The organism is Streptomyces sp. NPDC014870 (assembly GCF_043081505.1).
Taxonomy (GTDB): domain Bacteria; phylum Actinomycetota; class Actinomycetes; order Streptomycetales; family Streptomycetaceae; genus Streptomyces.
Map to the genome: position 1 here is coordinate 297,594 of NZ_JBIBWQ010000010.1, position 21,456 is coordinate 319,049.

General features: G+C 73.4%; 17 protein-coding genes. 8 read left to right on the plus strand and 9 right to left on the minus strand.

Annotation, left to right across the window (positions count from 1 at the left end):
- The first annotated feature begins 25 nt into the window (after positions 1-25).
- Positions 26-1,471, plus strand: coding sequence for a glyceraldehyde-3-phosphate dehydrogenase (locus ACF09C_RS28165; RefSeq protein WP_362010665.1), 1,446 nt, complete (start codon positions 26-28; stop codon positions 1,469-1,471).
- 79 nt (positions 1,472-1,550) lie between these two features.
- Here the strand turns inward: ACF09C_RS28165 and ACF09C_RS28170 are convergent, their stop codons facing one another.
- Together ACF09C_RS28170 and ACF09C_RS28175 are read right to left on the minus strand one after the other, a co-directional pair.
- Complete coding sequence (locus tag ACF09C_RS28170) at positions 1,551-2,567, minus strand: CU044_5270 family protein (protein ID WP_392095431.1); 1,017 nt, start codon at positions 2,565-2,567, stop codon at positions 1,551-1,553.
- Complete coding sequence (locus ACF09C_RS28175; RefSeq protein WP_392095432.1) at positions 2,564-3,256, minus strand: RNA polymerase sigma factor; 693 nt, start codon at positions 3,254-3,256, stop codon at positions 2,564-2,566. The genes ACF09C_RS28170 and ACF09C_RS28175 overlap by 4 nt, the downstream gene beginning before the upstream one ends.
- 138 nt (positions 3,257-3,394) lie before the next feature.
- Here ACF09C_RS28175 and ACF09C_RS28180 point away from each other — a divergent pair, with 138 nt between their 5' ends.
- Complete coding sequence (locus ACF09C_RS28180) at positions 3,395-4,369, plus strand: hypothetical protein (protein WP_392095434.1); 975 nt, start codon at positions 3,395-3,397, stop codon at positions 4,367-4,369.
- On the opposite strand, the gene ACF09C_RS28185 is transcribed toward ACF09C_RS28180, so the two are convergent.
- Positions 4,364-4,840, minus strand: coding sequence for a hypothetical protein (locus tag ACF09C_RS28185; protein ID WP_392095436.1), 477 nt, complete (start codon positions 4,838-4,840; stop codon positions 4,364-4,366). The two genes, ACF09C_RS28180 and ACF09C_RS28185, sit on opposite strands and share 6 nt — an antisense overlap.
- Positions 4,841-4,951: 111 nt before the next feature.
- Positions 4,952-5,731 (minus strand): hypothetical protein, encoded by a 780-nt coding sequence (locus ACF09C_RS28190; RefSeq protein WP_392095438.1) that lies wholly within the window; start codon positions 5,729-5,731, stop codon positions 4,952-4,954.
- 157 nt (positions 5,732-5,888) lie between these two features.
- Here ACF09C_RS28190 and ACF09C_RS28195 point away from each other — a divergent pair, with 157 nt between their 5' ends.
- Entirely contained in the window at positions 5,889-6,815 is a 927-nt protein-coding gene (locus ACF09C_RS28195; protein ID WP_392095440.1) for a phytoene/squalene synthase family protein, read from the plus strand.
- A 70-nt stretch (positions 6,816-6,885) separates the two neighbouring features.
- Here ACF09C_RS28195 and ACF09C_RS28200 read toward each other — a convergent pair whose 3' ends face one another.
- Positions 6,886-8,034 carry an AI-2E family transporter gene (locus tag ACF09C_RS28200; RefSeq protein WP_392095441.1) on the minus strand — a complete coding sequence of 383 codons (1,149 nt, stop codon included), beginning with the start codon at positions 8,032-8,034 and terminating at the stop codon, positions 6,886-6,888.
- Between the two features lie 151 nt (positions 8,035-8,185).
- Between ACF09C_RS28200 and ACF09C_RS28205 the strand changes: the two genes are divergently transcribed.
- Complete coding sequence (locus ACF09C_RS28205; RefSeq protein ID WP_392095443.1) at positions 8,186-9,037, plus strand: DMT family transporter; 852 nt, start codon at positions 8,186-8,188, stop codon at positions 9,035-9,037.
- Positions 9,034-10,263, plus strand: coding sequence for an MFS transporter (locus ACF09C_RS28210; protein WP_392095445.1), 1,230 nt, complete (start codon positions 9,034-9,036; stop codon positions 10,261-10,263). The genes ACF09C_RS28205 and ACF09C_RS28210 overlap by 4 nt, the downstream gene beginning before the upstream one ends.
- Here the strand turns inward: ACF09C_RS28210 and ACF09C_RS28215 are convergent.
- The 4 genes from ACF09C_RS28215 to ACF09C_RS28230 form a co-directional block, all read right to left on the minus strand.
- Positions 10,251-13,172: an NHLP bacteriocin export ABC transporter permease/ATPase subunit gene (locus ACF09C_RS28215; protein ID WP_392095447.1), complete on the minus strand. Its 2,922-nt coding sequence runs from the start codon at positions 13,170-13,172 to the stop codon at positions 10,251-10,253. The genes ACF09C_RS28210 and ACF09C_RS28215 overlap by 13 nt on opposite strands.
- A gap of 1 nt (position 13,173) precedes the next feature.
- Entirely contained in the window at positions 13,174-15,441 is a 2,268-nt protein-coding gene (locus ACF09C_RS28220) for an NHLP family bacteriocin export ABC transporter peptidase/permease/ATPase subunit (protein ID WP_392095448.1), read from the minus strand.
- A complete protein-coding gene (locus tag ACF09C_RS28225) occupies positions 15,438-16,244 on the minus strand; it encodes an HlyD family efflux transporter periplasmic adaptor subunit (protein ID WP_392095450.1) in 807 nt (268 codons plus the stop codon). The genes ACF09C_RS28220 and ACF09C_RS28225 overlap by 4 nt, the downstream gene beginning before the upstream one ends.
- Positions 16,245-16,340: 96 nt before the next feature.
- On the minus strand, positions 16,341-16,592 hold the full coding sequence (locus tag ACF09C_RS28230) for a hypothetical protein (RefSeq protein WP_392095452.1): 252 nt from the start codon (positions 16,590-16,592) through the stop codon (positions 16,341-16,343).
- Positions 16,593-16,947: 355 nt separating this feature from the next.
- On the opposite strand from ACF09C_RS28230, the gene ACF09C_RS28235 reads away from it, so the two are divergent.
- From ACF09C_RS28235 to ACF09C_RS28245, 3 genes are all read left to right on the plus strand, one after another.
- Positions 16,948-19,011: a prolyl oligopeptidase family protein gene (locus ACF09C_RS28235; RefSeq protein ID WP_392095454.1), complete on the plus strand. Its 2,064-nt coding sequence runs from the start codon at positions 16,948-16,950 to the stop codon at positions 19,009-19,011.
- Between the two features lie 380 nt (positions 19,012-19,391).
- Entirely contained in the window at positions 19,392-20,594 is a 1,203-nt protein-coding gene (locus tag ACF09C_RS28240; protein WP_392095456.1) for a globin domain-containing protein, read from the plus strand.
- Positions 20,591-21,400 carry a pyridoxamine 5'-phosphate oxidase family protein gene (locus tag ACF09C_RS28245; protein WP_392095458.1) on the plus strand — a complete coding sequence of 270 codons (810 nt, stop codon included), beginning with the start codon at positions 20,591-20,593 and terminating at the stop codon, positions 21,398-21,400. Before ACF09C_RS28240 ends, ACF09C_RS28245 begins: the two co-directional genes overlap by 4 nt.
- Positions 21,401-21,456 lie beyond the last annotated feature (56 nt).

Genomic DNA, 21,456 nt, shown 5'->3' on the forward strand with positions numbered 1-21,456 from the left:
ACCACCTAGCTCGAAAGATGAACTCGTGACTGTCAATGACGACTCGTTCACCAGCTGGAAGAACCGCGAGGAGATCGCGGAGTCGATGATTCCGATCATCGGCAAGTTGCACCGGGAGCGGGACGTCACGGTCCTGGTCCACAGCCGATCCTTGGTGAACAAGTCGGTTGTCAGCATCCTCAAGACCCACCGGTTCGCCCGCCAGATCGCCGGCGAGGAGCTCTCGGTCACCGAGACGCTGCCGTTCCTGCAGGCGCTCACCACGCTCGACCTGGGTCCGTCGCAGATCGACATCGCGCTGCTCGCCGAGGCCTACAAGCACGACGACCAGGGTCTCTCGGTGGAGGAGTTCACCGCCTCCGCGGTCTCCGGCGCCACGGGTGAGAACAAGATCGAGCGCCGTGACGGCCGCGACGTCGTCCTCTACGGCTTCGGCCGCATCGGCCGCCTCGTCGCCCGTCTCCTCATCGAGAAGGCCGGCTCCGGCAACGGCCTGCGGCTGCGCGCCATCGTCGTGCGCGGCGGCGGCGAGCAGGACCTCGTGAAGCGCGCCTCGCTGCTGCGCCGGGACTCGATCCACGGCCAGTTCCAGGGCACGATCACCGTCGACGAGGCGAACAGCACCATCGTCGCCAACGGCAACACGATCAAGGTGATCTACGCCAACGACCCCTCCGAGGTCGACTACACGGCGTACGGCATCAAGGACGCCATCCTCATCGACAACACGGGCAAGTGGCGGGACCGCGAGGGCCTGTCGAAGCACCTGCGCCCCGGCATCGACAAGGTCGTCCTGACCGCCCCGGGCAAGGGCGACGTCCCGAACATCGTGCACGGCGTCAACCACGACACGATCAAGCCGGACGAGCAGATCCTGTCCTGCGCGTCCTGCACCACGAACGCGATCGTGCCGCCGCTGAAGGCGATGGACGACGAGTACGGCGTGCTGCGCGGCCACGTGGAGACCGTCCACTCGTTCACCAACGACCAGAACCTGCTGGACAACTACCACAAGGCCGACCGCCGCGGCCGCTCCGCGCCGCTCAACATGGTCATCACCGAGACCGGAGCCGCCTCGGCCGTCGCCAAGGCGCTGCCCGACCTGAAGGCGCCGATCACCGGCAGCTCGATCCGCGTCCCCGTGCCGGACGTCTCGATCGCCATCCTGAGCCTGCGCCTGGGCCGCGAGACCACCCGCGAGGAGGTCCTCGACTACCTGCGCGACGTCTCGCTGCACTCGCCGCTGAAGCGCCAGATCGACTTCACCACGGCCCCCGACGCGGTCTCCATGGACTTCGTGGGCTCGCGCCACGCGTCGATCGTCGACGCCGGCGCCACCAAGGTCGACGGCGACAACGCGATCCTCTACCTCTGGTACGACAACGAGTTCGGCTACTCGTGCCAGGTCATCCGGGTCGTCCAGCACGTCTCCGGCGTCGAGTACCCGACGTACCCGGCCCCGGCGGTCTGACCTCCGGCGCGCCCGGCGCGTCCGCAGGCATGAGCGAGGCCCCCGCCCGACCCGGCGGGGGCCTCGCCCCTGTGCGCGATCAGCGGCGCGGGAGCTCGCCCGCCCGGTCGACGGCCGCCCTGGTCAGGATCGCGGACGTGCCGACGACCGTGCCCTTCGGGCCGGCCTCGCCCGACTCGGTCAGGACCGTCCGCTCGCCGAGGAACGCGTGGGTGGCCGGGTCGAAGACCCACTGGGTCTGCCGCCCCCCGGACGTCCGGGCGACGGCGACCCCGGGGCGGCCCACGGCATCGCTGGCCGCCGGGACGACGACCACCCCGGGGATCCTCCCGGCCGCCCGGTAGAGCGCGGCACCGAGCCGGGGCGGCGCCCAGGTCTCCATCAGCAGGTCCCCGATCGCGGCGAACGCCAGCTGGTCGGGATCCGCGCCAGGCGCCCCCGCGCTCCCGCCGCCGACGTCCTGCCGGATGCGCGCGAGCAGGGCGTCGGGGTCGGTCGGCAGCCCGGCGAGTCCCCCGATCGTCGTACGGGCGTCGGGGTCGGCGCCGAGCGGGGAGTCGGGTCCGCCCTCCTCGCGCAGCAGTCCCGGGCGCGTGCCATCGGCCGACAGCCACACCTGGCGCCTGTGCACGGGGGCCAGGGCGACCGGGCCGCCCCCGGCGCTCTGGGCGCCGTACGCGACCCTGCTCTCGACGTACACGAACTGGTCGGCCCGGAGCGCGGGAGCCGTCCCCTCACCGGCGGCGAGGGCGATCCGGTCGAGCAACCGGGCCGCCTCGGGCGAGGCGGTGGCCCGGAGGTTTCCGGCAGGGCGGGTCTCGGAGGTCCCGACGGCGACCGCGCCGCCGACCGCCAGGGCGCAGGCGACGGCCGGTGCCAGCACCCGGACCAGCCGCGGCCGCGGCCGGCGCCGGGCCGGTGTCACGGTCCCGTCGTTGAGGGCGTTGAGGGCGTCGAGGGCGGAGACGCGGCTCAGCAGGGCCGCCTTCAGCCGCTGTTCGCGCTCCGGCGTCAGGCCGGGGACGGCCGGCGGGGGCAGCGGCCCGGCCGGGTCGGCGTGCTCGTGGTTCCCGGTGCGGTGCGGGCCGATGGTCATCCGTGGCTCTCCTTGGGCTCGGGCCGGACCGCGCGGGAGCAGCCCGCCGCCGACCGGTGGGGGGTGGTGCTCCGGTCGCGCGCCGACCGCGCCGTTTCGGCCGCGGCGAAGGCGCGCAGCCGGGTCCGGGCGCGGGACAGCCGCGAGCGGACGGTCCCGACCGGGACGCCCAGCGCCTCGGCGGCGGCCGCGTAGTCCAGGCCCGCCCACACGACGAGCGTGAAGACCTCGCGGTCCCGGCGGCGCAGCCGGCCGAGGGCCACGTGCGCCGCGCGCAGCTGCTCGGTGTCCGCGAGATGGGTGACGACCTCGTCGGCGAAGTCCGGCACCGAGCCGCGCTCCGGCAGCCGGGCGAGCGCGAGGTCCCGGCGCCTGCGGGCGCGCGCGCCCTGGCGCATCAGATTGGTGGCGATACCGAGCAGCCACGGCCGCAGCCCGTCGCCGGGACGTCCGTCCGCCCCAGGGCGCGCGGCCCCCTTGGTACGCTCCCCGAACTCGGTGCGCTCGGCGCCCTCGGGCCGGAGCCTCTCGCGGCTGCGCCAGGCCTCCAGGAAGGTCGCCGAGACGATGTCCTCGGCCTCCGCCCAGTCGCCGGTCACCCGCAGGGCATACCGGTACAGCACCTGGGCGTGCGCGTCGTACAGCTCGCCCAGGGCCTCCCGGTCGCCGCCGCGGAGGCGCTCTCTCATCACTGTTTCCACACCCGGCACTGCCCGCAGCGCGGCACGGGTTCCGGTGATCCGTGCCACAGCTCCCGGCGCCGCGGCCCGCGGCTGGGTGTGACGCGGCTCACGGGAACGCCGGTGCCCGACGGCCCAGTACGGATCATGAACACTTCCTCTCCCTTCCCGTCCTCCTCGCCCTCCCGCCGGTCCGTCCTGCGGACCGCCACGTTCGGCGCGGTCGTCGCCGCCGCGGGCCTCGCCCCCGCCGGCGGCGCCTTCGCGGCGCGGCGGACCCCGGACACGTACAGTCTGACGATCACTCACCTCGACCGGGCGGGGCGGCCGACCGGTGCCTACGCCACCACCGTCTCCGGGCTCTCCGGGCCCGGCGCGGAGGAGAGCGTCAAGCCGTACGACCCCTCCGGCACGGTCACCGTGCGGCTGCCCAGGGGTCGGTACGTCCTGGACAGCGTCCTGACCGCCGGGGGCGACGGCGGTGGCACGGACTGGATCGTGCGACCCCGCCTCGACCTCGACCGGGACACCACCGTCACGGTCGACGCCCGTACCGCGCGGCCGGTCGACGTCCGGCCGCCCGCCCGCACCGCCGCGTTCCTGCACGGCGGGATGTTCCTCCGGATCACCCACGACGGGGCCGAGCGCTTCCTCAACCAGGTCGTCGACGCGCCCACGCTGCGCGTCGCCCACCTGGGCCCGGCCGCCGAACCCGGCGCGGTGCGCCAGTGGTACGACGCGTACTGGAGTGCCGGGAGCGTGCGATACGCCCTCGGCCACACCGGCACGTCGGCCCGCGCCCTGACCGGGCTCACCGTGCACCCCTCGCCCCCGCAGCTGGCGACCCTCCTCGTCCACGGCGGAGCGCCGCAGGGCGCCCCCGGCACCGCGACCGTCGACCTGCTCCCGAGCGAGGGACCCACCGTCGGCCTGTCCCGGCCCCTGGCGACGCCCGGCACCGCCACGTACCTCGTCACCCCCGAACGCGGCACCTGGGACGTCGTGTACACGGTCCGCCCGAGCACACCGGAAGCACCGCCGGTGTCCCACCGGGCCGAGGGCATCCGCGTCCGCGCGGGCGCGACGACCACCCGGAGCTTCGACGACGCGACGCGGCTATGAACCGACCGGGCGCCGGTCCAGGAACAGGTGCAACGCGCCGTCCTCCGGGCACCTCAGCCCGACCGAGACCGCCCGCACCGCCGCGGCCTCGTCGAGCACCAGGGCGACGGCCACGTGGAACACCCCGTGCCCTTGGGGACAGTTGAGGTAGCCCTCGGGCTCGGGGGAGGCGTCGACGGGCGGAAGCGTCCACGGGCGGCCGTCGGCCATGCCGAACGCGCGGGGCAGGACGTCCCCGTCCCGCACCCCGATCGGAAGGAGACAGCCGATGCAGTGGCACTCGCCGCCCCACACCTCGAACTCGTCCGACGCGAACTCCCCCGAACCGCACAGCTCGCACACGACCGCCGCCACCACGACCCGCCCACCCGGCAGGCCGGCTGCGGACCGCCGCACCACCCCCACCAGTGCGTCGCGGCCGACATCACCCTCCCCGACCGGCCCCGGACCCCACCCGTTCTCATGATCCATGCCACCATCCTGACATCCGAGGACCATCCCCCTGCGGGGTGTTGAGGCGCCGGGGATTCATGAGCCCGCAGCAGGTCCGGACTCGGTAGGCGGGCCCACCGGCGGTGCGCGTCAGCCGAGCGCCTCGCGTGCCGCGTCCGCGCGGGTGTGTGCCGCGCGGGAGGCGTCGGCGGCCTCGGTCGCCGCTGCCCGGGCCGCCTGAAGGGCCGACCGCGCGCGGCCCAGTTCCTCTTCGAGGAGCGCCACCAGGGCTTCCGCCTCCGCCGCGCGGCTCTCCGCGACGCGGAGTTCCTCGTCCCGCAGCGCGGCTTCGGCGGCAGCCCGCTCCGCCGCCTCGCGGGCGCGCGCGTCGGGTTCGGAGCGTGGAGGCGCCTTGGCCGGCTTGGCGGGCGGGCGGGGCGGGAGGTGCTCCGGGGTGATCCCGCCGAAGCCCACCGGCGCCTCCGGCGGCTTCGCGAGGCGGCCGGCCGACCACTCCGCCGCGATGTCCGGGTCGGCGAGCACCGCACGGAGGAGCTGCTCGACCTCCTGCTGGACCGAGGCGCTCAACGGGTGCCCCGCCTCCTCGGCGAGCGCCGCCGTCGCCCGGACCTCCGCCGCGATCACCTTGTTCTGCTGCCCGGCCGCCTCGCGGAACGTCGTCGGGTCCAGGAGCCGGTGGGCCTCCTGGAGGGTCTCGCCGAGGGCGAGCAGCCGCCGGACCTCCTCCGGCCGTTCCCGTACGAACCGGTTCGAGGCCCACGCGGCGAGGGTGGGCCGCCGCAGCCCCGCGATCCGCTTCGCGGCCGCTGGGTCCGCGCTCCGCGCCTCCACCGCCCGGGCGTCCCGCGCCGCGACGAACTCGCCCGGCGCCACCCCGTACAGCTCATCGATGATCTGCTCGACGTCCATGACCTACCTGTACCGGATCGTGATCGAGATCCTCGACGGCACGCGGGCGCTCGGCCTGCGGAGGGCGCAGGGTAGTGTCCGGGCGGAAGTCGTGATCATCAGGTGACGCCGCGGGCCCGACGGGACCCGCGACCCACCGGTACCCGTGGGGGAGTCCATGCAGCGCAGGATCCTGTGGCGATCCTGGGGGCGCTGTCTCACCGGCGCCGGGATCACCGGCGCCGAGGCCCGGCGCGACCACGACCACCAGCGCGAGGTCGTGGCCCGCTTCGCACCCGCCGAGTACGTCGCGGTGCGCCTGCTGCTTCCGGCCGCACTCGTGCCGGACGTGGTCGCGGCCGTGTCCTACATGCACGTCACCGACGACCGGATCGACCAGGGCGGCAGTCCCGCCGAGCGCCGCGCGGCGTGGGAGCGATGGGCGGCGTCCAGCAGGGAGGCGCTGACCACCGGCAGGTCGGAGCAGGCCGTACTCAGGGCGCTGTCCCGGAGCGCCGAGCGCCACCCGCGGCTCCCCGCCCGCGTGGAGGAGTTCCTCTCCGGGGCGCGCGCGGAAGTGGAGTGGGAGCGCTTCACCGCCGAGGCCGAGGTGGACCGCTACGTCGACGACTACGCCATGCCGGCCTTCATGCTGACCGCCGGGCTCCTCCCCAGGCCCGCGACGACGGAGCCGGAGTTCGTACGCGCCTGCCGGCTCCTGATCGAGGCGATGCAACGCCTCGACTGGCTGGAGGACCTGGGCGAGGACCTGCGCTCCGGCCGCATCGGCATCCCGCTCGACACTCTGGCCACACACGGCATGGACCTGGAGAGCCTCGCGGTGGGGGAGTTCGACGCGGTGTCGCTCGCGCGCCTGCTCCAGGATCAGGCGGCGAAGGCGGAGGACCGCCTGCTGGCCGCCCGCGGCCTCGCGTCCCTGGTCGAGCCGGAAGTCCGCCCGTTCGTCCGGGCGCTGCTCCGCGTCCAGGGGCTGCGCCTTCAGGCGGTACGGCGCAGTGGTGTCGCCCTGCTCGACGCTCCGGCGAAGGTGCCCAAGGCGAAGGCGCTGCGCGTGCTTGTCGGGGAGACCCTCGCGGGCCGGTGACGTGCGGGGTGTCGGGCTGGACCGCCACGGTCCGGCCGCACGTGGCGTTGTTGCTCGCGCCCCACCGGGCTCACCCCTCCACGGCCCCACCCTCGCCCTTCCCCGCCCCCGGGATCGCCTCCCCACCCTCGCCCTCGTCCTCACCCTGACCCTCAGCCTCAGCCTTGGCCCGGCCCCAGTCCCGCAGCGCCACCCGTACCGACCAGATCACCGACACCAGCGGCACCGCCACCACCGCCCCCACCACACCGGCGGCGATCGCGCCCGCGATCACCGAGATCGCCACCACCAGCGGATGGAGCCGCACCGCCCAGCTCATGACGATCGGGTGCAGCAGATGGCCCTCGATCTGACCGATGATCACGATCAGGCCCACCACGATCGCCGCGATCCACGGTCCCTGGGAGGCCAGGGCCACGATCGCCGCGACCGCGAGGGCGATCGGGGAGCCGATCAGCGGTACGAAGGCGGCGACGAACTCCAGGAGCGCCAACGGGACCGCGAGCGGTACCCCGAGGAGCCACAGGGCGAGGCCGACGAGGATCGCGTTCACGGCCGCGACCAGCACGATCCCGTGGGTGTACCCCGTGAACGTGCGCCAGGCCGCCCGGCCGCCGATGTTCATCCGTTCCCGTACGCTCGCCGGGAGCTGCTCCCGCAGCCACACCCACTGCCGGTCTCCCGAGTGGATGAAGAACACCGAGCAGAACAGCGCGAGGGCGAGCGTCGTGAGGACCGCGACCAGCCGGTGGGCGCCGCTCACCGCCTCGCTGACCAGGGCCGCGCGGTGGCTCGACAGGAACTGCCCGATCCTGCCCTGCACATCCGAGAGTGCCTCCGGGTTCAGCCGGAAGGGGGGCCGTTCCAGCCAGTCCTCGATCCGGTCGATGCCGTCCCGGAACTCCCGTACCAGCGTCGTCCGCTCGCCCTCCACCGCCTCGCCGATCAGCGCCAACACGCCCAGGACCAGCGCGATGCTCCCGAGGAGGGTGAGGGTGACCGCCAGCGGGCGGGGCAGCCCCTTGGCCACCAGGTCCGCCACCGGACGCAGCAGCGCCGTGATCACCAGGCCGAGGAAGACCGCCACCCCGATCTCGTGGAAGCGCCCGAGCAGCGCGAACAGGCTGTACACCAGCCCGCCGACGACGAGCAGCCGCCAGGCGTAGGCGGCGGCGGTACGGAGGAACGGGATCACCTGGGGCGGCGTGCCGGGCTGCATGGCCAACGACGTACCACCACGGACCGGCCCGCCCACGCGCGCGGCCCGGTATTCGGCCGACCGGCGGCAGGAGGGGCGCGTACCGGGTGAACCGCGCGCCCCTCCCGGTGTCGTCGCCCGACTGCCCGGCGACGACCGTGACCATCGGGAGGTGAGTGTCGTCCTGCCGGTCCTCTTCGCCGTGTGCGCCGCGTTCAGCAACGCGCTCGCCACGGTGCTGCAGCGCCGTGCCGCGCTCACCGTCCGTCAGACCGACTCGTTCCGGCCCGGCCTGATCCTCGATCTGCTGAAGCGCCCGCTCTGGCTGGCCGGCATCCTCGCCGTCATCGTCGCCGGCGTGGGGCAGGCCGCGGCCCTGGCGACCGGCCCCCTCTCGCTCGTCCAGCCGCTGTTCGTCCTCGAACTGCCGCTCGCGCTGCTGATCGCCTCCCTGATGACACGGGAACGGCTGCCGAAGGCACAGTGGGGTGCCGTGGCGGCGGTAGTGGTCGGCCTGGGGGTGGCCCTCATGGCCGCCTCGCCCGACGGGAATCGCACCCATGTGCCGCTCGACCGCTGGATCCCCGCGCTCGCGATCGCCGCCGGCGCCGTCGTGGCCCTGACGGTGGCCGGGTTGCGGAGGCCGGCGGGCCGCGCCCGCGCCGGGTGCCTCGGCGCCGCCACCGCGATCTGCTACGCCCTCACCGCGGGCCTCATGAAGACGTCCATGCACATCCTGGACGACGACGGTCTGGCCGCCTTCCTGACGGCCTGGCAGACCTACGCCTTCTGTGTGGCCGGGATCGCGGCGCTCCTGCTGCTCGAACACGCCATGCAGGGCGGACCGCTGGTCGCCTCCCAGCCCGCGCTCACCCTGGGCGACGCCACGGTGAGCCTGATGCTGGGCATCCTGATCTACGAAGAGGACGTACGCGTGGGCTGGTGGCTCGTACCGGAGACGCTGGGCGTCGGTCTCGTCGTCGTCGGCGTGTTCGCCCTCGCGCGGGGCGAGGCGTCGACATGACCGGCGAGACAGCCCGGACCGTCCGGGGCACCTCCAGCCGGCCCCGCGCGCACCTCGGGTATGTCGCCGCCGCCGTCGTCTTCGCCATCGGCATGGCCGGTACGACGATCCCCACACCGCTCTACGGGCTCTACCGTGAGGAACTGGGCTTCTCCGAGCTGATGGTGACGGTCATCTTCGCCAGCTACGCCGTCGGAGTCATCGCCACCCTCCTGCTGGTCGGCAACCACTCGGACCGGGTGGGGCGCCGCCCGGTGCTGTGGGCGGCGCTCGGCTTCGCCGCCGCCAGCGCGCTCTGCTTCCTCTTCGAGGGCGGACTGCCCTTCCTGTTCGCAGGCCGGATCCTGTCGGGCTTCTCCGCCGGACTGCTGAGCGGGGCGGGCACGGTCACCGTGCTCGAACTCGCGCGGCCCGAGCGGAAGTCACGTGCGGGCTTCGCCGCCACCGCCGCGAACATGGGCGGCCTCGGCTGCGGGCCCCTGCTCGCCGGGCTCCTCGCGCAGTACGCCCCGGAGCCGCTGACCCTCCCGTTCCTCGTCCACCTCGGCCTGGTCGGCGTGGCCTGCGTCATCGTCCTGTTCCTGCCGGAGACCGTCGAGCACCCGCGGCTGCGGACCAGGCTGAGGCCGCAGGGGCTGTACGTACCGCCCGAGGTCCGCGCCGTGTTCGCGCCCTCGGCCCTCGCCGCCTTCGCCGGGTTCGCGCTCCTCGGCCTCTTCACCGCGGTGGCCCCGAGCTTCGTCGCCCAGACCCTCGACATCACCAACCACGCCGTCTCGGGCCTCGTCGTCTTCTCCGTGTTCCTCGCCTCGACGGTGGGCCAGTCGTGCACGGCCCGGATGCCCGGGCGGGTCGCCCTGCCGCTCGGCTGCCTGGTTCTCGTCCTCGGGCTCCTCCTGGTCGGCGCGTCCTTGTGGGCCGAGACCCTGCCGCTGCTCGTGGCCGGCGCGGTCTGCGGCGGCATCGGCCAGGGCCTCGCGTTCCGCGCGGGCCTCACCGCCGTCGGAGAGGCGGCCCCGCCCGCGCACCGGGCGGCGACGGTCTCCTCCTTCTTCGTCGTCGCCTACACAGGCATCTCGCTGCCGGTCGTCGGCGTCGGAGCGCTGACGATGTGGCTGGGCCTTGACGCCGCCGGGCTGATCTTCACCGGCTGCGTGACCCTGCTCGCCACCGGCACGGGCCTGTACCTGGCACGCGGCATCCGGGAGGGTGATCAGCGCAGCTGACGCCGGACCAGTTCGTGGAAGAGCCCGGTCGTGTCCGCGAGCAGCTCGGCCGGTGACCCCTGCTGGACGATCCGGCCGTCCGCCATGGCGATCACCCGGTCGGCGTCCATGATCGTGGACAGTCGGTGGGCGATCACCACGCGGGTCGCGTTCAGGGCCCGGGTGGACTCGATCACCACCCGCTGCGCCTCGTTGTCCAGCGCGCTCGTGGCCTCGTCGAAGAAGAGGATCCGGGGCCGCCGGATCAGCGCCTGGGCGATCATCAACCGCTGGCGCTGACCGCCCGAGATCGTGCCGCCGCCGTCGGAGAGCATCGTGTGCATCCCCATCGGCATCGCCTTGATGTCCTCGGCGAGGCCCGCCATCGCGGCCGCCGCCCACGCGTCCTCCAGCGGGAAGGTCTCGGCGCCGCAGATGCAGTCGAGGATCGTGCCGGAGAACGGCTGGGCGTTCTGCAGGACGACACCGCACTGGCGGCGCACGGCCGCCTGGTCGAGCGCCGCCAGGTCCTGCCCGTCGTAGCGCACGCTGCCGGACGAGGGCCGGTCGAAGCCGATGAGCAGCCGCAGCAGCGTCGACTTGCCGCAGCCGCTGGCGCCGACCACCGCCACGAACTCGCCCGGACGCACCCGGAAGTCCACTCCGTCGAGGACGAGCGGACCGTCCTCGGTGTACCGGAAGGACAGGTTCTCGGCCTCGATCGCCCCGCTCAGCTCGCCGGGCGGGGCGCTGGACCCCCGTACCTCGGGTGTCTCCTTGAACACCGGCCCGACCTGTTCGAACAGCGGCTGCACGGCGGCCGCGGACAGCAGCGCGCCGGTCAGCTGCGTGACCGAGGACAGCAGCATCGTCACGGCGGTGCTGAACGTGAGGAACTCACTGGCGGACATCGAGCCCCGGGCCGGTCCCGCGAGGAGCATGAACATCACGAGCGTGCAGAAGGGCAGGCAGACCGCGCCGAGCACCGTGAGCACGTTCGTGATCCGCCCGACCCGCTGCTGCAGCTCCCGGGTCCGGGCGAACTCGCCCGCCCAGGCGGCGTACGCGAAGCTCTCGGCCGCCGCGACCCGCAGCTTGGGCAGGCCGCGCAGGGTCTGGAAGGCCTGGTTGTTGAGCCTGTTGCCGAGCCTGACCAGCCGCCGCTGATGGCGCAGCTGCCACAGTCCGAGGCCCAGGAACACCGCCGCGACGACGGCCAGCAGGGCGAGCGCCGTGAGCGCCAGGGGCACGCTGTACACGAGCAGCAGGACCAGGTTCATCGTGCCGACGGTGCCGGCCTGGACGACCACAGGGCCGGTGCCGGCCAGCACGCGGCGGATGGCGCTGATGCCCATGGCGGCACTCGCCAGCTCCCCGGTCGAGCGGCCCGCGAAGAACCGGGTCGGCAGCCGCAGCAGCCGGTCCCAGACCGCGGGCTGGAGCGTGGCCTCGATCCGGCCCTCGAGACGCAGGATGGAGACGTTCTGCAGCAGCATGAAGGCGGCCGAGACGACCGCGGTCGCGAGGATCGCGAGCGCCGTCTGCACGATGAGCCCGGTCTCGCCCCGGGGCACGTAGTCGCCGAGCACCTTGCCCGTGGCGATGGGCACCAGCGCGCCGAGGCCGACGGCGACCAGACCCGAGAGCAGCAGCGTCCGCAGCTCCGCACGCGTGCCCCGCACACTGAAGCGGAGCAGCTGGAGGAGGCCCAACGGACGGTCGGGCAGCGGCCGGTAGAGCATGACGGCGCGCGGCGCGACGGCGGCGGCGCCGGTCTTCCCGAGCCGCTCGCGCGCACCCGTGGCGGGGTCGAAGGCCTCGTACCGGCCGCGCCGCCAGAGCAGCGCGAGCGGGGTCTCGTCCGCCTCACGCCGCCCCACCAGCGGCCCGCTGTTCTCCCGCCACCAGCGGCCGTCGAGGCGGACGGTTCTGGTGCGGATCCGCGAGGCGAGCGCCACGCGTTCGACGGCGTCGAGCCGACCGGGCAGGCCGCTCGACTCCGCGGCCCCGGCCAGCGTGATCCCCGCCTCCTCCGCGACCAGCCGGCAGACGGCGTACGTCGCGTCGTCGCCCGCGCGCCCACCCGGCCGACCGGAGGCGCCCGACCGGCCGATGGAGGCGAGCAGCGCCCGGTCCGCCTGCGTCCGGGCGGCCCGGCCCGCCTCGATCCCGGCCGCCGTGCGGTCCTCGTGAGCGCGCTCCAGCTCCTCGATCCAGCCGTCCAGGGCGTACAGCAGCCGGTACTGCTGGTCGACCATGCCCTGCCACATGGCCGGGTCCACCAGGAGCGTGCCGGCCGCGTCGTCGCCGTACCCCTCGTAGGCGGCCCCGTAGAGGACGCTGCCGGGGGCGATCTGCATCCACAGGACGTCGTCGTCCGCACCACCGGACTCGTCGCCGGCGCCGCCGGCCGTCGGTGCCTGGTACAGCACCCGCAGACCACGCCCGATGCCGAGCGCGAAGGCGTGCTCCAGCGGACTCAGCTGCGGCTCGGCCGTCCCGTACGCGCCCTGGTCGGCATACCACTGACCGCCGTGCCACTGACCGCCGTGCCCCTCACCGCCGTGCCACTGACCGCCGTGCCCCTGACCTCCGTACGCGTACGGCTGCAGTTCGCGCAGCTCCACTCGGCGGAGCAGGCACCCCTCCAGGGGGCGCCCGACGAGCGTGTGCTCGGGACCCTCGACCGGGCCGAGCAGCAGGGTGCCCGCCGTCAGCCGGCCCAGGAAGTGCCATGGGCCGAGCTGCGCGGCGTCCACGGCGAACAGGTCCACGGCGCCGTCGACGACGAGCCACAGCACGTGCGGGCCTTCCAGGGGGACGCTGCCGAGGCCGGTGCAGTCGACCGCCCTGCCGAGACCCCCGAGAGCGGCGACGACGGGGTCGACGACGACCGGTGGCTGCTGCGCCGACTGGTGAGGGAACGTCACCTCAGTGCTCCTTGACGAGTTCGGCGTACGCGCCACCGGCCGCGACCAGCTGGGCGTGCCGGCCGCGCTCCACGACCGTGCCCCGGTCGAGCACCAGGATCTCGTCGCTGTCCCGCACGGTGCTCAGCCGGTGTGCGATGACCACGCAGGCGCAGCCGCGCCGGCGCAGGTTGTCGATGATGATCTGCTCGGTCGCCGCGTCCAGGGCGCTGGTCACCTCGTCGAGGACCATGACGCTGGGGCGGCGCACCAGCGCACGGGCGATCTCGAGCCGCTGGCGCTGCCCGCCGGAGAAGTTCCGGCCGTCCTGCTCGACGCGGCTGTGGATGCCCCCGGGCCGCCGGGCGACCACCTCGTACACGGCGGCGTCCTCCAGGGCGGCCACCACGGCCTCGTCGGGGACGGAGGGGTCCCACAGCGCGATGTTGTCGCGGACCGTGCCCTCGAAGAGGAAGACGTCCTGGTCGACGAAGGAGACCGACGCGGCCAGCGCGCTGCGGGGAATGTCCTCCAGACGCATCCCGTCGATGCGCACGGCGCCCTCCCAGGGCGCGTACAGGCCCGAGATCAGCCGGGAGACCGTGGACTTGCCGCTGCCGGAGCCGCCCACGAGCGCCACCTGCTGCCCGGGACCCACCGACAGCGAGAAACCCTTGAGCAGCGGGGCGTCCAGCGGGCTGTAGCCGAAGGTGATGCCGTCCAGCTCCACATGGCCCTTGAGCCGGCGGGTCCGGGCGGGCGGCTCCCGCCGTGCGTACACCGGGTCGGCGGGGAAGTTCTCGACATCCTTGAGCCGGGCCACGTCGGCCGCGAAGTCCTGGATACGGCCGGCGACGCCGTTGAGCCGGGTGAGGGGAGCGGTGAAGCTGGTCACCAGGGCCTGGAAGGCGACGAGCAGGCCGACCGTGAGATGGCCCTCCACCGCCCGCAGGCCGCCGATCATCAGGATCAGCGCGCTGTTCAGCGCGGCCAGGGTGGGCGCGACGACCGCCAGCCAGGCGCTGGGCACCCCGAGCCGCTGCTGGACGTCGAGGGTGGTCGCGTGCTGCCCGGCCCAGCGGCGGAAGAAGCCGTTCTCGCCGCCGGTGGCCTTCATCGTCTCGATCAACTGCAGTCCGCTGTACGCGGTGTTGGTCAGCCGCGCGTTCTCGGCGCGCAGCTTCTGCGTGCCGGTGGCCCGCAGATGGAGCACGACCCGCATGGCCACCACGTTGAGCAGCGCCACCGCCACGCCCACGACAGTGAGTTGGGGGTCGTACGTCCAGAGCAGCACGGCGTACAGCAGCACCACGACGGCGTCCACGCCCGCGGCGGCCAGGTCGCGGGCCAGGGTCTCGGCGACCGCGTCGTTGGACTGCAGCCGCTGGACCAGGTCGGCCGGGTTGCGCTGGGCGTAGAACGTGAGGGGGAGCCGGAGCAGGTGGCGCAGGAAGCGGGCGCTGCCGAGGGTGGAGGAGATGATCCGCCCGCGCAGCAGGTTGGCCTGCTGGACCGCGGTGAGCGTCGCGGTGAGGACGAGCGCGGTCGCCATCGCCGCGAAGAGCACGGTGAGCAGGGAGGTCTGGTTCCCGATCAGGAACATGTCGATGTACGTACGGCTCAGCGCGGGCACCCACGCGCCGACGACCACGAGCAGCAGGCTGGAGACGACGGCGGCGGCCATCGTGCCCGACGTGCCGCGCAGCCGGGCCGGCAGTCCGCCCATCACGCCCGGCCTGCGACCGCCGCGCCGGAAGCCCGGTCCCGGCTCGAAGGTGAGGACGATCCCGGTGAAGCTCGTGTCGAACTCCTCCATGGGCACGAACCGGCGTCCCTTGCCGGGGTCGTTGACGTACACGCCGCGGCGGCCGAAGCGGCGCCCCATGCCGTCGTAGACGACGTAGTGGTTGAACTCCCAGAACAGGACGGCAGGAGCCTCGACATCGGCGAGGGCGGCCAGATCCATCTGCATGCCCTTGGCCTGCAGACCGTAACCGCGCGCCGCCTTCAGGATGTTGCTGGCCCGGGACCCGTCCCGCGAGACACCGCACGCGATGCGCAGCTCTTCGAGGGCGACGAACCGGCCGTAGTGGCCGAGCACCATCGCCAGGGCGGCCGCGCCGCACTCGACGGCCTCCATCTGCAGCACGGTCGGCGTGCGGACGGTCCGGGTGCGGCCCGTGGGCACGGGCGCGCGACGGCGCCGCGCGGGCGGCAGCCGGCGCGCCGAGGCGCGGGACCCGGAGCGGGAACGCGACCTGCCCCGCGGGGACTCGGTCGGGGCGCTCACGGCAGCAGCCAGTCGACGGGCCGCTGCGCGGCGAGGTGGACGGCGCCCGTCACGGGCGTACCGGAGTCGAGCGCGTGCGGCGGGCCGTCCGCGGACGACCAGGCGTAGCCGGAGGCGGTCGCGGCGGAGCGGTCGAGGGCGACCAGGACCGCGACCGGGTTGCCCTGCGCGGCGAAGCGCGCGGCGAGCCCGCTGTCGCCGAGGAAGGAGCCGATCTGCTCCCGGGTCTGGGGGGTGCGGCTCACCGCCTTCACATGACCCCGCAGTACGCCGAAGCGGTCGCGTGGGGCCGTTTGGACGCCGAGGTCGACCGAGGCGCCCACCCGGAGCGTCGCGGCGCTGTCGCCCGGGAGGTAGAGGACGGCGACCAGAGGCGCGTCCGGGTCGGTCACGCGCTCCACCGTCGCCACGTCCGCCCCGGTGGTGACGACCTGTCCCATCGTGGCGAAGAGCGTGGTCACCCGACCGCCCGCCACCGCGCGCACGGGCCGGTCTCCCTGGTCGGTGCGGACGGTCAGCACGGGCGCGCCGGGGGAGACGGGGCGGCCCTCCTCGACGAGGACCTCGGTGACCTGTCCCGCGACCGGACTCTGCAGCAGATAGCTGCCCTCGGCGTGGGTGAGGACACCGGGCGCGCTCAGCTTGGCGGCGACCGTGCCGGTGAGAGCCCAGTAGCCCGCGGCGGCCATGACGACGACCGTGACGGCCAGGACGAGGCGGCCCGGCGGGCGGGCGAATCGCACGGGTACGTCGAGTTCCTCGGGCGATTGCAGCTTGGAAAGCGCCTTCTGGCGGAACTGCACGGACTATTCCCTCGACTGCGTTCGTACGGGGCGGACACGGGGGTGCCCGCGAACCCCGGAACGGTGGAGTTCCGGAGTTCGCGGGCGGCTATCGGCTCAGAGGCCGGCGATGCCGGTGATGCCGGTGGCGTTCACGGAGACGCCGGTGACACCCTGGGCCAGGCCGGGGACGCCGGTGGCGATGGCCTGGACGCCCTGGACCGTCTGGAGCGAGCCGACGGTGCCGAGCAGGCCCGTGACGTCGCTGGTCACGGCGCCGCCGAGGCCACCGTTGACGGAGACCAGACCGCCGGAAACGGCGTCGAGGTCGGCGTCGGAGATCTCAACGGTCTCAAGGTCGTGACGCATGATGCGCACCCTTCATTTGTTGGGGGGAATCCGTTTCTGCGGCCGCAGGGCGCCGATCAAAGCACGCGAACGGGTGGGTGGACCAATTCGGTTGACGCCACCACGTGCACGGTTGTGTCCCTCGGGAAACGGACGTGGCGCCATATTCACGGAACGCCGACATCTTCTCCGCAGGAACGAGTAACACATTCCGAGGCCCCGAAGAGGGCGCGGAACCAACCGGACAGATCGACGTCCCCCTGACGATTCCCGAACGGTCGGAGTCGAGGAACGGTGAAGGGGGTCCGCGTCAACCGACGCACGTTGTGCAGGTTTTCGGCAGGTGGGCGGGGGTGAACGCCTGCACAATGCGGGGATGAGCGATCACGATCCGTACCTGTGGCTGGAAGACGTCGAAGGCGAGGCGGCCCTGGCATGGGTGGCCGAGCGCAACGCCGAGACCGCGGCCGAGCTCGCCGTCGGCGACGGCTTCGCCGACCTCAAGGCGCGGCTGCGGGAGGCGCTGGACGCCTCGGACCGCATTCCGTACACCACCCGGCGCGGCGCGTTCCTCTACAACTTCTGGCGGGGCGCCGCGCATGCGCGGGGGCTGTGGCGGCGTACGACCCTGGAGCGGTACCGCAAGGACGACCCGGAGTGGGAGGTCCTGCTCGACCTCGACGCGATCGCCGCGGCCGAGGGGGAGAAGTGGGTGTGGGGCGGAGCCCGGGTGCGCAGGCCCGAGGACGACCTCGCGCTTGTCTGTCTCTCGCGCGACGGCGGTGACGCCGTGGAGGTCCGCGAGTTCGACCTCGCCGCACGGGAGTTCGTCGAGGGCGGGTTCCGGGTGGCGGAGGCGAAGACGCGGATCGGGTGGATCGACGCCGACACCGTCTTCGTCGGCACGGACCTCGGCCCTGGCTCGCTGACCGAATCGGGCTATCCCCGTACGGTCCGCAGATGGCGCCGGGGCACCCCGCTGGAGACCGCCGACGTGGTCTTCGAGGCCGAGCAGGGGGACGTGTCCGCCTGGGGACTGCGCGACACCACGCCCGGCTTCGAGCGCGACTTCGTCGGCCGCGCCCAGGACTTCCACCACGGCGAGACCTACCTCCTGACCGCCGACGACGGTCTTGTGAAGATCGACGTCCCCGACGACGCGCGGGCCTACGCCCACCGCGACCATCTGATCGTCACTCTGAAGTCCGACTGGCTCGGCCGGACCGCCGGCTCCCTCCTCGCCTTCGGCTTCGACGCCTTCCTGGCGGGCGACCGTACCCACGAGGTGCTGTTCGAGCCGGACGAGCGCACCGCCCTGGCCGGGCACTCGTGGACCCGGCACCACCTCCTCCTGGAGACGATGCGCGACGTCAGCGCGCGCATCGAGATCCTCACCCCCGGCGGCGCGGGCGAGGGAGGCGGAGCGGGCGGAGGGTGGACGCGCCGGCCGCTCACCGACGTACCGCCGCTCTCGGCCGTCACCGTCGTGGACACCGACCCCGACGTCTCCGACGAGTACTTCCTCGACGTGTCCGGGTTCCTCCAGCCCTCCACCCTCTACCGGGGGAGCGTCGGCGGGGACACCGAGATCCTCAAGCAGGCCCCGGCCCGCTTCGAGTCCGCGGGCCTCGCGGTGGACCAGTTCTTCGCCGAATCCCGGGACGGCACGCGTGTCCCGTACTTCGTCATCGGCCCCGACCGCGCCACCGGCGGCCCCGGGCCCGGGCCCACGCTGCTGTACGGCTACGGCGGCTTCGAGGTCTCCCTCACTCCCGGCTACGGATCGGTACGCGGCAGGGCCTGGCTCGAGCGGGGCGGCACGTACGTGATCGCGAACATCCGGGGCGGCGGGGAGTACGGGCCCGACTGGCACCAGGCCGCGCTCGGTGCGAACCGGCCGCGCGCCTTCGAGGACTTCGCGGCCGTCGCCGAGGACCTCGTCACGCGGGGCATCACCACCCCGGAGCGGCTCGGCGCCGTCGGCGGCAGCAACGGCGGACTGCTCATGGGCGCGATGCTCACCCGTCACCCCGAGCTGTTCGGCGCCATCGTCGCCCAGGTGCCGTTGCTCGACATGACCCGCTTCCACAAGCTCCTCGCGGGCGCGTCCTGGATCGCCGAGTACGGCGACCCGGACGACGAGGCCGATCTGCCGCACCTGCGCGCACTCTCCCCGTACCACCGGCTCGCCGCGGACCGCGCCTATCCGCCGGTGCTCCTGATGACCTCCACCCGCGACGACCGCGTGCACCCGGGTCACGCGCGCAAGACGGCCGCCCGGCTGCGGGAGCTCGGACACCGGGTGCTGCTGCACGAGAACACGGGGGGTGGGCACGCGGGCGCCAGCGACAACGAGCAGGTGGCGCACAACAACGCCCTGCTGCACACGTTCCTGTGGCAGCGGCTCGGGGGTGGTGAAGAAGCCGCGAATATTCGGTGAGTGTTCTCGCGGACTTTTGCGGTTCGTGTCGAACTCGTCGTGGCGGGAAGGGGGCAAGGCTTCCCTTTATGGAATCCGGCCTCCGGGGTAGGGTCGAGCGCGTTCGCACACCCGTGCAAGGAATTCCGAAAAGGAAAGGGAAGGGAAAACGGGGAACATTCGGACCCCATGCGCGAAGACCCACCGAAAGACGTTCGAGGCGAGGCAAACCGATGGATGGTCCGACCCCCACGTCGGCCGACAACGCGAGCTCCGGCGGCACAGGCGGCCGGAACGCCGGCTGGTTCGGGCGCGGCCCGAGCGGCGCACCGGGCCACCCCGCACCGGGCCACTCCGCACCGGGCCACCCCGCACCGGGCTCTGTTCCCCCTTCCGCGCCGGTGCCCACGTCCAGCCCCACGCCCAGCCCCGCGCCCGGCCCCGCGCCGGGCCGTACGGCCCCCCGGCCCGCCGAGGACATGTCGGACGCCGCGCTGCTGCGCCGCACGCTCGCCGAGATCGAGCCGATCGCCCACACCGTCACCGGCCACTTCTACGCCCTGCTCTTCCTCAAGCACCCCGACCTGCGCGCCCTGTTCCCCGCCGCGATGGACACCCAGCGCGACCGCCTCTTCGCCGCGCTGCTCACCGCCGCGACCCATGTGGACGACGCGGCCACCCTCACCGCGTACCTGACCCGGCTCGGCCGGGGGCACCGGAAGTACGGCACGCTGCCCGAGCACTACCCGGCCGTGGGCGAGTGCCTCATCGGCGCCCTCGCCCGCTACGCCCCGCGCACCTGGGGACCGCGGACCGAGGCGGCCTGGGTCGGCGCCTACACCGCGATCTCCCAGATCATGATCGACGCGGCCGCCGCGGACGAACTGCGCGCCCCCGCCTGGTGGCAGGCCGAGGTGGTCGCCCACGAGATGCGCACCCGGGACGTCGCGGTCGTGACGGTCCGCCCCGACCAGCCCTACCCCTTCCTGGCCGGCCAGTACACCGCCCTGGAGACCCCGTGGTGGCCGCGTGTCTGGCGGCACTACTCCTTCGCCTCCGCGCCTCGCTCCGACGGACTGCTCTCCTTCCACGTCAAGGCCGTCCCGGCCGGCTGGGTCTCCAACGCCCTCGTGCACCGGGCCCGTCCGGGCCATGTCATCCGCCTGGGCGCGCCCACCGGCTCCATGACCGTGGACCACAGCACCGACAACGGGCTGCTCTGCCTCGGCGGCGGCACTGGCATCGCGCCCATCAAGGCCCTCGTCGAGGACGTGGCCCAGCACGGCAGACGGCGCTCCGTCCAGGTCTTCTACGGGGCGAGACACGACCACGACCTGTACGACATCGACACCATGCTCCGGCTCCAGCAGTCGCACCCCTGGCTCTCGGTCCGTCCGGTCGTCGACGACGGGCTCGAAGGACAGCTGTGCGGCCAACTCCCGGACGCGGTCTGCCAGTACGGCCCCTGGCACAGCTACGACGCCTATCTCTCGGGACCGCCCGGAATGATCCGGCGCGGCGTCGACACCCTGCTGGGCATCGGCATCCCCACCCACCGCATACGGCACGACTCCATCGAGGAACTGGTCGGGGCACGGAATTGAGCACCTTCGAAGAGACCGGACACCGGCGGCCGACCCCGGTGCGCACCACCCGCCCGGGCAGCGACGGCGAACACCAGGTCCAGCGGCGCATGGGCACCGCCGAGCGGGCCGACAAGTTCTACGACGAACAGGTCCTGGACCGGCTCAACCCGCGCATGCGGGAGTTCGTGGCCCGCCAGGAGATGTTCTTCCTGGCCACCGCGGACCGGCACGGGGAGTGCGACAACACCTTCCGGGCCGGGCCGCCCGGCTTCCTCCACGTCCTGGACGAGCGGACGCTCGCCTACCCGGAGTACCGGGGCAACGGCGTGCACGCCAGCCTCGGCAACATCGAGGAGAACGCCCACGTCGGCATCCTCATGATGGACTTCCTGCAGGACCGCATCGGCCTCCACGTCAACGGCCGGGCCCGGATCGTGGCGGACGACGCCATGCGCCGCGCCCACCCCGGGCTCCCCGTCGACCCCGTGCCGGGGCGGCGTGCGCAGGCGTGGGTGGAGGTCACCGTCGAGGAGGCGTACATCCACTGCGCCAAGCACATCCCCCACCTGCGCAAGGTCGACAGGAACGGCCCCGGTCGCGCGTGGGGGACGGACGACGTCCGGCGCAAGGGCGGCGACTTCTTCGGGGCCGCCGCCGACGTGTCCGAGCGGGGCCCGTACGCGCCGCCGCCGCGCACGGACGCGGAGACCTGGCGGGCCGAGGCGGAGCGGGCGCTGGAGCGGGCCGAGCTGCGCCCCTCGGCGAGCGCCGGAGCCGAGGACGAGGAGTTCCACGGCTGGTTCCACCGCAAGGTGACCGTCTGACCCGCACCGCGGCGGGCGCCGCCTCCGGGCACCACCCGTTCGGACTCCGGCCCGCC